This is a genomic window from Citrobacter sp. wls708, assembly GCF_005281255.1.
Lineage (GTDB): Bacteria > Pseudomonadota > Gammaproteobacteria > Enterobacterales > Enterobacteriaceae > Citrobacter > Citrobacter werkmanii.
On the sequence record NZ_SZXE01000008.1, the window covers coordinates 275,362 to 288,974 of the forward strand.

A 13,613-nucleotide genomic window follows, 5' to 3' on the forward strand; every position below is an offset into this window, starting at 1 on the left:
GGGTGGCATCCGCCCTCTGGATTATCCGATTCCCATGGACTGGAGAATGACGAGACTTAACCCCATCACCGACATTCCGCACAATACCCCATAGCTGGGATTATTATTGGGATCGATCTCTTTTGCCAATGGCATCAATTCATCGACGGACAGCGCGACCATAATACCTGCGACGGCCGCCATTATCGCCGCCATCACTACCGGCGAAATCAGACTACCGAGAATTAACCACGCCAGTACGCCGCCCAATATTTCTGCCATGCCCGAAATCCCGGCCCAGAATATCGCGGTGCGTTTAGATCCCGTAGCCGCATAAACCGGACCCGCCACGGCTAATCCTTCAGGAATATTGTGTAATGCGACGGCAAGGGCAATACCAAAGCCCAGTTCGAGGTTGCTGCTGGCGGTAACAAATGTCGCAATTCCTTCCGGGAAGTTGTGCAGGCTAATGCCGAGTGTCAATAAAATCGCGGTACGCCGGATGGAACCGGGTAAAGGCTGCGTGGTTTTTTGCACCAGATCCTGGGGGTGAGCATGCGGCAGTATACGATCGAGGCCAAAGTAGCCCAGCAAGCCCACAATAAACATCCCGTAGCCCAACACCGGCGACATGCCGTCAGCGGCCAGCGCAGCGGGCAGCATCTCCATTAGGGATATCAGTAACATAATTCCGGCAGCGAAACCTAAAGAAAAGGCAAGAACGCGGTTAGAGGGTTTTTGCCCCAGCACGCCGAGAAATGCGCCAATAAACGTGGCGGCGCCTGCCAGTAAAGTCAGAAGTAAAGGTACTGACATCGACAAATCTAACTCCTTATCAATCTGCTGTTCGGGCCAGATCGTCAAAATAACTGATGATCTTCATCATGGTTATCTGAGTTCTTCATCAACCGAAAAAGCGTATTGTAATGGTATCAAAATGACTCCCTCAGTAAGGATATCATCATGTCTTCAGCTCGTATGCCAGCATTGTTTTTGGGCCACGGTAGCCCGATGAATGTTCTGGAAGATAACGTTTATACCCGTGCCTGGCAGCAACTGGGGGAAACGTTGCCGCGTCCGAAAGCCATTGTGGTGGTGTCGGCGCATTGGTTCACTCGTGGAACAGGTGTAACGGCGATGGAAGCGCCAAAAACAATCCACGATTTTGGCGGTTTTCCACAGGCGCTGTATGACACGCATTACCCGGCCCCGGGTTCACCGGAACTGGCTCAGCATCTGGTTGACATGCTTGCTCCGGTGCCAGTGACCTTAGACCAGGAAGCGTGGGGCTTTGACCACGGCTCATGGGGCGTGCTGATCAAGATGTATCCGAATGCGGACATTCCGATGGTGCAGCTGAGTGTCGACAGTACCAAACCCGCGGCCTGGCATTTTGAGATGGGTCGCAAACTGGCGGCGTTGCGTGATGAAGGCATTATGCTGGTGGCCAGCGGTAATGTGGTACACAACCTGCGTACTGCGCGTTGGCACGGTGAGAACACGCCATACCCGTGGGCGACCTCATTCAACGATTATGTGAAGGCCAACCTGACATGGCAGGGACCGGTTGAACAGCACCCGCTGGTCAACTACCTCGATCATGAAGGTGGATCGTTATCGAACCCGACGCCGGATCACTATCTGCCGCTGCTGTACGTTTTGGGCGCATGGGACGGTATGGAACCGGTGACGATCCCGGTTGACGGTATTGAGATGGGCAGTTTGAGTATGCTGTCGGTGCAGGTTGGGTAATTAATGCCCGATGGCGCTGCGCTTATCGGGCCCACGGTTCATGCCGTAGGCCGGGCAAAGCGGAGTCGCCATCCGGCACAACGATTATTCGACAAAAATATGCGGATAGAAGCGCGAGAGATCCTGAGTGATCAACGCTCTGTCTTCACGAATGCCGATGCCTGCGGGTTGATCGTTGATCAGCCAACTGCCAATCAGCATATAGCTGTCGCCAAATTTCGGTAGCTGATGGAACTGCTGGACGATCATACCTTCTTCGCCATACGGCCCTTCCACGGCTTCGATCGTTTTCCCGTTCTCGATGATGGAGACGTTAGCGCCTTCACGCGAGAAGATTGGCTTAACGACGAATTTATCCATCTGCGGATAGTCGTCTTCGGCGAAATAAGCAGGCAACAGGTTCGGATGATTCGGGAACATTTCCCACAACAGCGGTAATAGCGCCTTGTTGGAGATGATGCTCTTCCAGGCAGGTTCTAGCCAGCGAACGCCCGCGTCTTCAAGCTTAGTGGAGAACATTTCACGCAGCATGAATTCCCACGGATAGAGCTTGAACAGGTTAGCAATAACCTGATCCTGCATATCCGTGAACTGACCTTTTTCACCCAGGCCAATATCTTCGACATAGAGGAATTCAGTGGCGATCTCAGCCTCGGCAGCGCAATCCTGCAGGTACTGGATCGTACCGCGATCTTCGACCGTATCACGACAGCAGGTCAGATGCAGCAGTTGAAAACCATACTGTTCACGCAGCTCGGTGAAACGCTCGATCAGCTTTTCCTGCAGACTGTTGAACTGATCGCTGCCTTCCGGCAGGTTGCCGGCATTGAGCTGATCTTCCAGCCAGATCCACTGGAAAAACGCGGCTTCGTACAATGACGTTGGCGTATCAGCGTTGTTTTCCAGCAGCTTGGGTTCACCTGTGCCGTCCCACGCCAGATCCAGACGAGAATAAAGCGACGGTTGCTGTGTCTGCCAGGACTGGCGGACAAAGCCCCAGGTATGCTTCGGAATGCGGAATTTTGTCATCAGCTCATCGCTGGCGATGACCTTTTCCACCACTTTGAGGCACATTTGATGCAGCTCTGCGGTGACCTCTTCCAGCTTTTCAACCTGGGCAAGCGTGAGCTTATAGTACGCGTCTTCACACCAGTACGGCTCGCCGTACATGGTGTGAAAGTTGAAACCGTATTCGGTGGCCTTATCGCGCCAGTCCGGGCGCTCAACAATACTGACTCTTTCCATGACCATCAGCCGCCCATTGAACGTGTAGTGGTACCGCTGGCGCTACGTTGCATGGTGCTCTGTTTAGCCACAGATTCGCCAAATCCGCCGCGGGTGACGGTAGTGGTGGTGGCCGGTTTCGGCGCCATGGCGGTTTTCGGCACGGTCATGGTGCGGCCCGGCGTCGCTGCACCGTAGTTTTTACCGCTGGCGTCAGTGTATTTGCCGTATGCCGGGCTGGCCGGGTTTTTCGAGCTGAACAGCGGCTGCTGAGCGCCCATTCCGCCGCCCATCAGTCGGCCCATCATGTAGCCTGCCATCAGCGGCATCCAGAAGCTGCCGCTGCTTTGATTCTGCGCCTGAGCCTGGCCTTCGCCGGTCGGCGCCATACCCGCTTGCGCAGGTGCTTGTTGGCACTGGCCTTCGCCGAATTCGGCGATACAGTCTTCGCGAGTGGCATATTTTGGCGCAGTACGTTCCGCTTCTTTCAGCGCATTGTTGAACGCGGTGGTACATTCGGCGCTTTTACCCGGATTCGCTGCTGAGCAGTCGTCCGCGTTTTGATAAAGCGAAACCGTTTCGTCGCTCTTTTCACAGCCCGCGAGCATAAACACAGCGGTAACTGCCAGGGCGACAGGAGTCAGATGGCGTGCGCTCCAGCTTTTGCGGAACGAAGCGTGATGTATCGATTTTGTCCGTTTCATTTATGTCTTCCAGGACCCAGTGGTAAATACTGCTCAGAATAGAGGATGACTGGTCGAAATTGAAGCGGGAAGAGGCGAGAATGCGCAGGAAGGGGCGGATCTTTACGTTGTCTTACGTTCAGACGGGGCCGAAGCCCCGTCATCAGCATTAATTACGGAACGGGTTGGTGCCGTTGCTGCTGGTTGTACGTGCGGCTGTCGGCTGCGCCGCTGGTGTCGTGCTGTTGGACGTATAACCATCCGCTGCGGCGTCTTGCTGCGCGTTTTGCGGGGCGATCGTATCCGGGGTAGTGGATACCGGTTTACCCAGCGTATTGTTCAGGGCCACCAGATCCTGCTCGTTCAGCGTACCGAGCGCGGATTTGACGTTTAACTGATTGATAAGATAGGTGTAACGCGCATTAGCCAGCTGTTGCTTGGCGTTGTACAGCGTGGTAGTGGCATCCAATACATCCACGATGGTACGTGTACCAACGGAATAACCGGCTTCCATCGCATCCAAAGAACTTTGCGCAGAAACAACCGCTTGTTTGTATGCGTTGATGCTACTGATGGACGCATTAATGTTGTTAAACGAAGAACGAACGGTCTGCACCACGCTGCGGTGTGCGCTTTCCAGTTGTTCGCTTGCGCCAACAAAGTTGTACTGCGCCTGTTTCACCTGCGAGTTAACCATTCCGCCCTGGTAGATAGGCAGCGAGAAGCTCAGGCCGATTTTGTTCTGGCCCATGTTGCTGTCGTCATACTGGGAGGTGTTGGTTTTGGAACCGCTGTATGACGTATCAGATACGCCAGTAGATGCGGTCAGGTCCAGAGTCGGTAAATGACCGTCCTGTGCCAGGCGAATCTGTTCACGCGCCAGATCCTGGCTCAAACGCGCCTGCAATAAGGTCAGGTTGCGGTTTTCCGCTTCTTTCAGCAGTGCGTTCACCGCCTGCGGTTTGTTGGTTTTGAAGCCGTCAACGTTCAGCGAAGCCAGTTCCGGGTAGTAGTTACCGGTCACCTGGCGCAGTTGTTCCACTGCGTTATCCAGATTGTTGCGCGCGGTAACTTCGTTTGCCAGCACGGTATCGTATTGTGAACGGGCGTTCTGCACGTCAGTGATAGCGACCAGGCCAACGTTAAAACGCTGAGTGGTCTGATCTAACTGACGGTAAACCGCATCTTTCTGTGCCTGGGTGTAAGACAGCACGTCAATTGCGTTCAGTACGTTAAAATAGGCGGTGGCGGTATTCAGGATCAGCGTTTGCTGATCGGTCTGATAGGTTACGTCCTGGATGCCCGCTGATTTTTCTTGCAGCGTCAGGGCACGCCATTTTGACATATCAAAAATGGACTGAGTTAACTGCAGAGATGCGCTGGTGGCGTTGGAGTTGACGCCATTTGCATCACGGTAGCCATTGCTGTAGGTGTAATCGGCACCTAATCCCAGTTGCGGCAGTAATGGGCTACGCGCTTCGTTAATTTTTTCGAATGCAGCATCGCGATCGGCGGCGGATTTACGCAATTCCGGGTTGCTCAGGCGTGCTTGCTGATAAACCTGCATCAGGTTCTCTGCCTGGCTCAGAGTACTGAACCCCGACAGGCTCAGGCCGATAAGGATGGGGAGCAATTTCTTCATTTGCATTCCTTGTTGTGAAGCAGTATTTAGCGCTGATCAAATTGTAAAAATATTTGCTGATTCTAGCAGAATCCGCCACTGCAAAAAGTTGGCGTTACGTGCCATACGGCGTTAATTTGCATCAATTTAACACAAGGGCGTTGAAACATCAGTCAAACGACCTTGAAATTCACATTTTAAACACTATTGGTTTCAGGACAGCACAATGCGTAAACCAGACAACTTGCCAATGACTTTCACTAAAAATGATGTAGAAATTATTGCACGAGAAACGCTATACCGCGGATTTTTTTCACTGGATCTTTATCGGTTCCGCCATCGCTTGTTTAACGGCGGTATGAGCGGTGAGGTAAAGCGCGAAATTTTTGAGCGCGGACACGCGGCAGTCTTGCTACCCTTTGACCCTGAGCGGGACGAAGTTGTGCTGGTCGAGCAGATCCGCATCGCGGCGTTTGATACCAGCGCAAGCCCATGGCTACTGGAAATGGTGGCCGGGATGATCGAAGAAGGCGAGAGCGTGGAAGATGTCGCGCGTCGTGAAGCGATGGAAGAAGCCGGGCTTAACGTTAAACGCGTAAAACCGGTGCTGAGTTATCTGGCAAGCCCAGGAGGCACCAGCGAACGCTCATCGATTATGGTGGGTGAAGTGGACGCCACGACCGCGAGCGGAATTCATGGTCTGGCTGATGAAAACGAAGATATTCGTGTTCATGTGGTGAGCCGGGAACAGGCTTACCAATGGGTAGAAGAGGGGATAATCGACAACGCGGCTTCTGTCATCGCTTTGCAATGGTTACAGCTGCACTATCAAGAGTTAAAAACTGAGTGGAAAAAATGAAGCGTTACACACCTGACTTCCCTGAAATGATGCGCCTGTGCGAAACCAATTATTCGCAATTGCGCCGCCTGTTGCCACGTAATGACGCAGCCGGCGAAACAGTGAGCTATCAGGTGGCAAACGCACAATATCGGTTAACGATCGTTGAATCGACCCGATACACTACGCTTGTCGCGATCGAACAAACTGCACCGGCTGTGACTTACTGGAGCCTGCCGTCCTTAACCGTGCGTCTGTATCATGATGCGAGGGTCGCTGAAGTGTGTTCAAGTCAGCAGATCTTTCGCTTCAAAGCACGGTATGATTATCCAAATAAAAAGTTGCATCAACGCGACGAAAAGCATCAAATTAACCAGTTTCTGGCCGACTGGTTACGGTACTGTTTAGCACATGGAGCGATGGCGATTCCGGTTTATTAGCGTCGTGAAACCTAAGGACACCATTTGGAAAGCCTGTTAACCCTTCCTTTGGCTGGTGAGGCCAGAGTCAGGATCTTACAAATTACAGACACTCACCTGTTTGCCGAAAAGCATGAAACGCTGCTGGGTGTGAATACCTGGGACAGCTATCAATCCGTACTGGATGCAATACATGCTGAGTCGCCAGAGTTCGATCTGATCGTCGCGACTGGCGATTTGGCGCAGGATCAATCCGCTGCGGCTTATCAGCATTTTGCTGAGGGCATCGCAAGTTTTCGTGCGCCCTGCGTTTGGCTCCCGGGTAATCATGATTTTCAGCCTGCAATGTACAGCTCGCTGCAGGACGCGGGCATTTCCCCGGCTAAGCGCGTCTTCATTGGCGAACAGTGGCAAATCTTGTTGCTGGACAGCCAGGTGTTTGGCGTTCCCCACGGCGAGTTAAGCGAATTTCAGCTCGAATGGCTGGAGCGTAAACTTGCTGATGCGCCTGAACGCAATACCTTGCTGCTTCTGCATCATCATCCTCTGCCTGCGGGCTGCAGTTGGCTCGATCAACACAGTCTGCGCAATGCCGCCGAACTGGACAACGTGCTGGTGAACTATCCGCGCGTGAAGTATCTGCTGTGTGGGCATATTCATCAGGAACTGGATCTGGACTGGAACGGTCGCCGCCTGTTGGCGACGCCATCGACCTGCGTGCAGTTTAAGCCGCATTGTTCTAATTTCACGTTAGATACCATCAGCCCCGGCTGGCGTACGCTGGAGCTATTTGCTGACGGTACGTTGCAGACTCAGGTGTGTCGTCTGCAGGGTAATCGGTTTCACCCTGATACCGCTTCAGAAGGTTACTGATGTCTACGCTTCTTTATCTTCATGGATTTAACAGTTCTCCTCGTTCGGCAAAGGCATGTTTGCTAAAAAACTGGCTGGCGGAGCACCATCCGCACGTTGAGATGATTGTACCGCAGCTGCCGCCGTATCCTGCTCAGGCCGCAGAGATGCTGGAATCGATCGTTCTTGAGCATGGCGGCGAGTCGCTGGGGATTGTCGGTTCCTCGTTGGGCGGCTATTACGCCACCTGGCTGTCACAATGTTTTATGCTGCCAGCGGTGGTGGTGAACCCGGCGGTCCGGCCTTATGAACTGCTGGTCGACTATCTCGGTCAAAACGAGAACCCCTACACCGGGCAGCAATATGTGCTAGAGTCACGCCATATTTACGATCTTAAAGTCATGCAGATTGACCCGCTGGAAGCGCCGGATTTGATCTGGTTGCTCCAACAAACGGGCGATGAAGTGTTGGACTACCGCCAGGCGGTGGCGTATTACGCCTCCTGCCGCCAGACAGTTACTGAGGGCGGAAACCACGCATTCACGGGCTTCGAAGATTATTTCAACCAGATTGTCGATTTTCTTGGACTGCACAGTTTCTGACGATCAATTCGAACTGCTTATTTAAACCATGACGCAAACTTATAACGCTGATGCCATTGAGGTACTCACTGGGCTTGAGCCGGTACGCCGTCGCCCTGGGATGTACACCGATACGACCCGTCCGAACCACCTTGGGCAGGAAGTGATTGATAACAGTGTGGATGAAGCACTGGCGGGCCACGCAAAACGTGTGGACGTGATCTTACATGCCGACCAATCTCTGGAGGTCATTGATGATGGCCGCGGCATGCCAGTAGACATTCACCCTGAAGAAGGTGTTCCGGCGGTTGAGTTGATCCTCTGCCGTTTACATGCGGGTGGTAAGTTCTCCAATAAAAACTATCAGTTCTCTGGTGGCTTGCATGGGGTGGGTATCTCCGTGGTCAACGCTCTGTCGAAGCGTGTGGAAGTAAACGTGCGTCGCGACGGGCAGGTGTACAACATCGCGTTTGAGAACGGCGATAAGGTGCAGGATTTACAGGTTGTCGGGACCTGCGGTAAACGCAATACCGGAACCAGCGTGCACTTCTGGCCGGATGAAACCTTCTTCGACAGCCCGCGTTTTTCCGTTTCGCGCTTAACGCACGTCCTGAAAGCTAAAGCGGTATTGTGTCCGGGTGTTGAGATCACCTTTAAAGATGAGGTCAACAATAGCGAACAGCGCTGGTGCTACCAGGATGGTCTGAATGATTATCTGAGCGAAGCGGTGAATGGCCTGCCTACCCTGCCGGAAAAACCGTTTATCGGTAATTTTAGCGGTGAGACGGAAACTGTGGACTGGGCGCTGCTCTGGCTGCCGGAAGGCGGCGAGCTGCTGACCGAAAGCTATGTAAACCTGATCCCAACCATGCAGGGCGGTACGCATGTTAACGGTCTGCGTCAGGGCCTGCTGGATGCGATGCGCGAGTTCTGCGAATACCGCAATATTCTGCCGCGGGGCGTGAAGCTGTCGGCGGAAGATATCTGGGATCGCTGCGCCTATGTGCTGTCGGTGAAAATGCAGGATCCGCAGTTTGCCGGGCAAACTAAAGAGCGCCTCTCCTCGCGCCAGTGCGCGGCATTTGTCTCTGGGGTGGTGAAAGATGCCTTCAGCTTGTGGCTGAACCAGAACGTGCAGTCAGCCGAACTGCTGGCTGAGATGGCGATTTCCAGCGCCCAGCGTCGTCTGCGCGCGGCGAAAAAAGTGGTGCGTAAAAAGCTGACCAGCGGTCCGGCGCTGCCGGGGAAACTGGCGGACTGTACCGCACAGGATCTCAATCGCACCGAACTGTTCCTCGTCGAAGGTGACTCCGCGGGCGGATCGGCCAAACAGGCGCGCGATCGTGAATATCAGGCGATCATGCCGCTCAAAGGTAAGATCCTCAATACCTGGGAAGTCTCTTCCGATGAAGTGCTGGCCTCGCAGGAAGTTCACGATATTTCGGTGGCGATCGGTATCGATCCGGACAGCGACGACCTGAGCCAGTTACGTTACGGTAAGATCTGTATCCTGGCGGATGCGGACTCCGATGGTCTGCACATCGCCACGCTGCTGTGCGCACTGTTTGTGAAACACTTCCGCACGCTGGTGAAACACGGTCACGTGTACGTGGCGCTGCCGCCGTTATACCGTATCGACCTCGGGAAAGAGGTGTATTACGCGCTGACGGAAGAAGAAAAAGCGGGCGTACTGGAGCAGTTAAAGCGCAAGAAAGGCAAGCCGAACGTGCAGCGCTTTAAAGGTCTGGGTGAAATGAACCCGATGCAACTGCGTGAAACCACGCTTGATCCGAACACTCGTCGCCTGGTGCAGCTCATCATCGATGATGAAGACGATCAGCGCACCAATGCGGTAATGGATATGCTGCTGGCCAAGAAGCGTTCTGAAGATCGTCGTAACTGGTTGCAGGAGAAAGGCGACCTGGCGGATCTCGAAGGGTAAGGGGTATGTAGGCCGGATAAGGCGGTTTGTGCCGCCATCCGGCAAGGTCATCATGCCCGATGGCGTACGCTTATCTGGCCCGGCGGCCAGAACAATAACTTAAATGCCCGGCTCCAGAATACGAATATTCATCTCCAGCACATCGCCTTTGACGGCTTCGCTGTAGGCTTTCATATGCGGAGTTTGCAAATGCGCTTCAAGGTGGGCGATGCTTTCCCACTGTTCAATCATGACGATTGAATCCGGGGCTGTAGTCTGAAAACTGACGCCAGCAGCATGATCGACCATCGGCGCGTAGCCGTGGCAACCTTCTTCCTGTAAAACGATCGGAACGATTTTAGCGAACTGATCCAGTACCGCCTGGCGGTGATGTTGACCTGGACGTGTACGGATTTCTGCAATAACGGTAAGCATGGTTAACTCCTTCTAATTCCAGGTTACCAGTTAACCAAAAATTTCGTTCAGATGCTTGCGATATTCTGCGATATAACGCGGGACATCCGGCATTTTAATCACGTCATTGGTGATAAAGGTCGGCAGCGCTTCCATTCCCAGGAACTGGTTTGCTTTATGGAATGGGAGATAAACGCCATCAACCCCAACGCCATGGAAGAACTGATCTTTTTCCGTAAAGGCTTCCATCGGCGCGTTCCAGGTCAGAGACAGCATGTATTTTTTGCCCTGAATCAGTCCGCCGGAACCGTATTTTTTTGACGCATCTGAACGCGTGCGGCCATCGCTGGCGTACAGCGTACCGTGCCCGGCAGTGAACACGTCATCAATGTATTTCTTCACCGTCCACGGCGCGCCCATCCACCAACCCGGCATTTGCCAGATAACGGCGTCTGCCCAGACGAAGTTCTGCACTTCTGCTTGCACATCATAGTCGCTGTCAGCGCGTACGACTCTAACATCATGCCCGAGGTCGCGCAGGATACCGTCCGCGACCTCGGTCAGGGTGTCATTCAATTGCCCATTAGAATGGCCAAATTTTTTCGCACCGTTGATAATCAGGATATTGCTCATTTTGTGTCCTCAAAGAATAACGTTTGAGGCCGATTCTACGCTGATGATCGGTACGGTGAAATTAGCAAAATGTGCAAAGTCTTTTGCTGAGTGAGCAATAATAACGCAGTTACCAACTGATTTTAGCTTCAAAGCCGCCTTGCGGCGCATTACCAAACGAGGCTGACATTCTGTGCAAGGTCGCGATGCGACGGACAATTGACAGCCCCAGACCGCTGCCGGTCACGCTTTGCCCCGGTGGGCGATAAAAGCGTTCTCCAATGTGCATCAGAACTTCCGGCGCAATACCTGGACCATTATCTTTGACGCTAAAATTGCGGGCGTTGAGCGTCACTTCCACAATACTTCCCCGTGGACTATAGCGAATCGCATTATCCAGCAGATTTCGCACCATCAGGCTGAGTAACAGCGGTTGCCCGGTACATGTGATGCCGTGCGCGTTAATCTGCAAACGTACGTCAATATGCGCCTGCTGGGCCGAATGGTAGATATCCATCACCGAAGATTGCAGCAACTCCTCCAGCGAGATTTCCGCCACATCCTGAAGATTGTCGAGGGAGTCAAGGCGCGAAAGCGTCAGTAACTGATCGACCAGACGCGTGGCGCGATCGATCCCGGCCTGCATCTGCATTAAGGCTTTTTGCCGTGCCTGCGGGTCATCGTCAGACAGTTGCGCCACTTCGGTTTGCACTTTCAGCGCCGTCAATGGACTACGCAACTCGTGAGCGGCATCTGAAGTAAAGCGCCGTTCACGCACCATGGTGGTATGAATACGGGTGAAAAGTTGGTTGAGTGATTCAACCAACGGGCGGACCTCGCCAGGAATGCCTTTCAAACTGAGCGGTTCTTCTGATTCCGGGTCGCGTAAACGTAGCGCCTGCGCCAGTTTCTTCAGTGGCTTAAGTTCAAGACTTAACAACACAATCAGGATTAACAGCATCAGCGGCAGAGCGACCAACCACGGCACCAATTGTGCTGTCACAATCGCTAAAGCCATATCTTCACGATACTCCCATTCCTGGCCGACAACGATTCGATACTTTTTATCTGCGGAAGTCAGCCAGACAAAACGCCATTTATCGTTGTCGCCATTCAGATAGCCATCGTCAAAACCTTCCCGGCGATAGCTGTAGGGAATGTATTGGCCATTATCTCCATCGTGAAGAACCATTTTCCCTTCTGGCGTGTAGGCCGCAAAGGTCAGTACATCGTCGTCAATATGACCATGTTTGAATTTTTTCGGGGTATGCGCGATGCGTTCAGAGGCTTTGAGTTCATCAAGATCCAGCGTGACCAGACGCTTGGCGAACAGCATTTGCTGCGTGTCGAACATCTCATTCACGTTATCGGTGGTTTGCTTCCACGCGACAAAGCTGGAAATCAGCCAGGTCACTAAAACTAAAATCATGAAGATAAGCGTTAGCCTGATGCGCAGGCTGAGACGTTGTGCGAGTTTCATGCGTCACCCAGGGTGTAGCCAATGCCATGCACGGTACGGATAAAGTCGCTGCCGAGCTTACGGCGTAAGTGATGGACGTGTACTTCAACCGCATTGCTGGAGACGTTTTCGTCCCAGGTATACAGTTTTTCTTCAATCAGTTTGCGGGGCAGGACGCGGCCCTTGTTACGCATAAGCAGCTCCAGCAGCGCGAACTCTTTGGGCTTAAGAGACAACGGTTCGCCAGCCGCCGTGGCGACCAGCGCGCCGGGATCAAGCGTCACCTCGCCATGGCGTAATGTGTTGCTGGCCTGGCCGCTGGCACGACGCACCAGCGCCTCCAGCCTGGCGGCAACTTCAATCAACGCGAAGGGTTTACACAGATAGTCGTCCGCGCCCAGGCGTAAGCCTTCAACGCGTTCTGCCAGCGCGTCGCGGGCGGTCAGGATCAGCACCGGTTCCTGCTTCCCGTTGGCTCGCCACTCGCGCAGGATATCCCGTCCGTCTATGCCTGGCAGCGTCAGGTCGAGGATTACCGCATCATACGGGGCACTGTAGAGTGCTTCTTTCCCCTGACGTCCTTCGGTAAACCAGTCGATGCTAAAACCCATTTTACTCAGACCGGTTTTAAGGCCATCGCCAATCAACGTATCATCTTCAACCAGTAAAATGCGCATATATTCTTCCCTGCGAAAACTCTCTTTGCCGTCAGTAAACCTTGTCGCCGCCGCATCTGTACAGCAAAAAAGAATCTTTTTTTTCCTTAAGAACTTGTTAAGGATTAACTTATTTAATAGTCGTAAACCAACATGAAAGGGAGACATGACGATGAAAAAATTAGCTGCAATGGTTGCCGTAATGGCACTGTGTTCCGCACCTGTTCTGGCAGCGCAGCAGGGCGGCTTCTCTGGGCCAACGACGACTACGCAAAGCCAAAGCGGCGGGTTTGTCGGCCCGAACGGCAGCATCACGACGGTAGCAAGTGCTAAATCGCTGCGCGATGACGCTTGGGTTACGTTGCGTGGGAACATCGTTGAGCGTATTTCCGACGATTTGTATGTGTTTAAAGATGCGACCGGCACGGTGAATGTGGATATTGACCATAAGCGCTGGAACGGCGTAACCGTAACCCCGCAGGATGTGGTTGAGATCCAGGGCGAAGTGGATAAAGACTGGAACTCCGTTGAAATCGACGTGAAACAGATTAGCAAAGTTGCTAAATAATCCCCATCAGGGCCGCATTCGCGCCAGATAGGGT

Annotated in this window: 15 protein-coding genes; 7 read left to right on the forward strand and 8 right to left on the reverse strand. The window is 53.2% G+C overall.

Annotated elements, in window-relative coordinates:
- Positions 1 to 21: 21 nt before the first annotated feature.
- Positions 22 to 795, reverse strand: coding sequence for a zinc transporter ZupT (gene zupT, locus FDW97_RS04020; RefSeq protein WP_038633928.1), 774 nt, complete (start codon positions 793 to 795; stop codon positions 22 to 24).
- Between the two features lie 147 nt (positions 796 to 942).
- On the opposite strand from zupT, the gene ygiD reads away from it, so the two are divergent.
- A complete protein-coding gene (ygiD, locus tag FDW97_RS04025) occupies positions 943 to 1,731 on the forward strand; it encodes a 4,5-DOPA dioxygenase extradiol (RefSeq protein ID WP_121529553.1) in 789 nt (262 codons plus the stop codon).
- Positions 1,732 to 1,815: 84 nt separating this feature from the next.
- Here the strand turns inward: ygiD and FDW97_RS04030 are convergent, their stop codons facing one another.
- The 3 genes from FDW97_RS04030 to tolC form a co-directional block, all read right to left on the reverse strand.
- Positions 1,816 to 2,976: a glutathionylspermidine synthase family protein gene (locus FDW97_RS04030; protein WP_038642878.1), complete on the reverse strand. Its 1,161-nt coding sequence runs from the start codon at positions 2,974 to 2,976 to the stop codon at positions 1,816 to 1,818.
- Positions 2,977 to 2,981: 5 nt separating this feature from the next.
- On the reverse strand, positions 2,982 to 3,659 hold the full coding sequence (locus FDW97_RS04035; RefSeq protein WP_006688037.1) for a DUF1190 family protein: 678 nt from the start codon (positions 3,657 to 3,659) through the stop codon (positions 2,982 to 2,984).
- Positions 3,660 to 3,807: 148 nt separating this feature from the next.
- Positions 3,808 to 5,286 (reverse strand): outer membrane channel protein TolC, encoded by a 1,479-nt coding sequence (gene tolC, locus FDW97_RS04040; protein ID WP_110496816.1) that lies wholly within the window; start codon positions 5,284 to 5,286, stop codon positions 3,808 to 3,810.
- 199 nt (positions 5,287 to 5,485) lie between these two features.
- Between tolC and nudF the strand changes: the two genes are divergently transcribed.
- Genes nudF through parE form a run of 5 tightly spaced genes read left to right on the forward strand, consistent with a single transcriptional unit; the run spans position 5,486 to position 9,891 of the window.
- Positions 5,486 to 6,118 carry an ADP-ribose diphosphatase gene (gene nudF, locus FDW97_RS04045; protein ID WP_038633920.1) on the forward strand — a complete coding sequence of 211 codons (633 nt, stop codon included), beginning with the start codon at positions 5,486 to 5,488 and terminating at the stop codon, positions 6,116 to 6,118.
- The gene (locus FDW97_RS04050; protein WP_003024582.1) at positions 6,115 to 6,537 is read left to right on the forward strand and encodes a DUF1249 family protein; all 423 of its coding nucleotides are present in this window, start codon (positions 6,115 to 6,117) and stop codon (positions 6,535 to 6,537) included. The genes nudF and FDW97_RS04050 overlap by 4 nt, the downstream gene beginning before the upstream one ends.
- 24 nt (positions 6,538 to 6,561) lie before the next feature.
- On the forward strand, positions 6,562 to 7,389 hold the full coding sequence (cpdA, locus tag FDW97_RS04055) for a 3',5'-cyclic-AMP phosphodiesterase (protein WP_069324348.1): 828 nt from the start codon (positions 6,562 to 6,564) through the stop codon (positions 7,387 to 7,389).
- The gene (gene yqiA, locus FDW97_RS04060) at positions 7,389 to 7,970 is read left to right on the forward strand and encodes an esterase YqiA (RefSeq protein WP_137350680.1); all 582 of its coding nucleotides are present in this window, start codon (positions 7,389 to 7,391) and stop codon (positions 7,968 to 7,970) included. The genes cpdA and yqiA overlap by 1 nt, the downstream gene beginning before the upstream one ends.
- 28 nt (positions 7,971 to 7,998) lie before the next feature.
- A complete protein-coding gene (parE, locus tag FDW97_RS04065) occupies positions 7,999 to 9,891 on the forward strand; it encodes a DNA topoisomerase IV subunit B (protein WP_005123094.1) in 1,893 nt (630 codons plus the stop codon).
- 99 nt (positions 9,892 to 9,990) lie between these two features.
- Here the strand turns inward: parE and FDW97_RS04070 are convergent, their stop codons facing one another.
- From FDW97_RS04070 to qseB, 4 genes are all read right to left on the reverse strand, one after another.
- Complete coding sequence (locus FDW97_RS04070; RefSeq protein WP_069324347.1) at positions 9,991 to 10,305, reverse strand: putative quinol monooxygenase; 315 nt, start codon at positions 10,303 to 10,305, stop codon at positions 9,991 to 9,993.
- A gap of 30 nt (positions 10,306 to 10,335) precedes the next feature.
- A complete protein-coding gene (locus FDW97_RS04075) occupies positions 10,336 to 10,917 on the reverse strand; it encodes an NAD(P)H-dependent oxidoreductase (RefSeq protein WP_006688047.1) in 582 nt (193 codons plus the stop codon).
- 109 nt (positions 10,918 to 11,026) lie between these two features.
- A complete protein-coding gene (gene qseC, locus FDW97_RS04080) occupies positions 11,027 to 12,376 on the reverse strand; it encodes a quorum sensing histidine kinase QseC (protein ID WP_069324346.1) in 1,350 nt (449 codons plus the stop codon).
- Positions 12,373 to 13,032: a quorum sensing response regulator transcription factor QseB gene (gene qseB, locus FDW97_RS04085; protein WP_032940770.1), complete on the reverse strand. Its 660-nt coding sequence runs from the start codon at positions 13,030 to 13,032 to the stop codon at positions 12,373 to 12,375. The genes qseC and qseB overlap by 4 nt, the downstream gene beginning before the upstream one ends.
- A gap of 151 nt (positions 13,033 to 13,183) precedes the next feature.
- Between qseB and FDW97_RS04090 the strand changes: the two genes are divergently transcribed.
- Positions 13,184 to 13,579, forward strand: coding sequence for a YgiW/YdeI family stress tolerance OB fold protein (locus FDW97_RS04090; RefSeq protein ID WP_038633899.1), 396 nt, complete (start codon positions 13,184 to 13,186; stop codon positions 13,577 to 13,579).
- Positions 13,580 to 13,613: the final 34 nt, after the last annotated feature.

Bases quoted from the DNA above. Each gene is read 5' to 3' on its own strand.
- yqiA (WP_137350680.1), top strand. From the start codon at position 7,389: ATGTCTACGCTTCTTTATCTTCATGGATTTAACAGTTCTCCTCGTTCG.
- FDW97_RS04050 (WP_003024582.1), top strand. From the start codon at position 6,115: ATGAAGCGTTACACACCTGACTTCCCTGAAATGATGCGCCTGTGCGAA.
- zupT (WP_038633928.1), bottom strand. From the start codon at position 795: ATGTCAGTACCTTTACTTCTGACTTTACTGGCAGGCGCCGCCACGTTT.
- FDW97_RS04030 (WP_038642878.1), bottom strand. From the start codon at position 2,976: ATGGAAAGAGTCAGTATTGTTGAGCGCCCGGACTGGCGCGATAAGGCC.
- nudF (WP_038633920.1), top strand. From the start codon at position 5,486: ATGCGTAAACCAGACAACTTGCCAATGACTTTCACTAAAAATGATGTA.
- qseC (WP_069324346.1), bottom strand. From the start codon at position 12,376: ATGAAACTCGCACAACGTCTCAGCCTGCGCATCAGGCTAACGCTTATC.
- parE (WP_005123094.1), top strand. From the start codon at position 7,999: ATGACGCAAACTTATAACGCTGATGCCATTGAGGTACTCACTGGGCTT.
- FDW97_RS04035 (WP_006688037.1), bottom strand. From the start codon at position 3,659: ATGAAACGGACAAAATCGATACATCACGCTTCGTTCCGCAAAAGCTGG.
- ygiD (WP_121529553.1), top strand. From the start codon at position 943: ATGTCTTCAGCTCGTATGCCAGCATTGTTTTTGGGCCACGGTAGCCCG.
- FDW97_RS04090 (WP_038633899.1), top strand. From the start codon at position 13,184: ATGAAAAAATTAGCTGCAATGGTTGCCGTAATGGCACTGTGTTCCGCA.
- FDW97_RS04070 (WP_069324347.1), bottom strand. From the start codon at position 10,305: ATGCTTACCGTTATTGCAGAAATCCGTACACGTCCAGGTCAACATCAC.
- tolC (WP_110496816.1), bottom strand. From the start codon at position 5,286: ATGCAAATGAAGAAATTGCTCCCCATCCTTATCGGCCTGAGCCTGTCG.
- FDW97_RS04075 (WP_006688047.1), bottom strand. From the start codon at position 10,917: ATGAGCAATATCCTGATTATCAACGGTGCGAAAAAATTTGGCCATTCT.
- qseB (WP_032940770.1), bottom strand. From the start codon at position 13,032: ATGCGCATTTTACTGGTTGAAGATGATACGTTGATTGGCGATGGCCTT.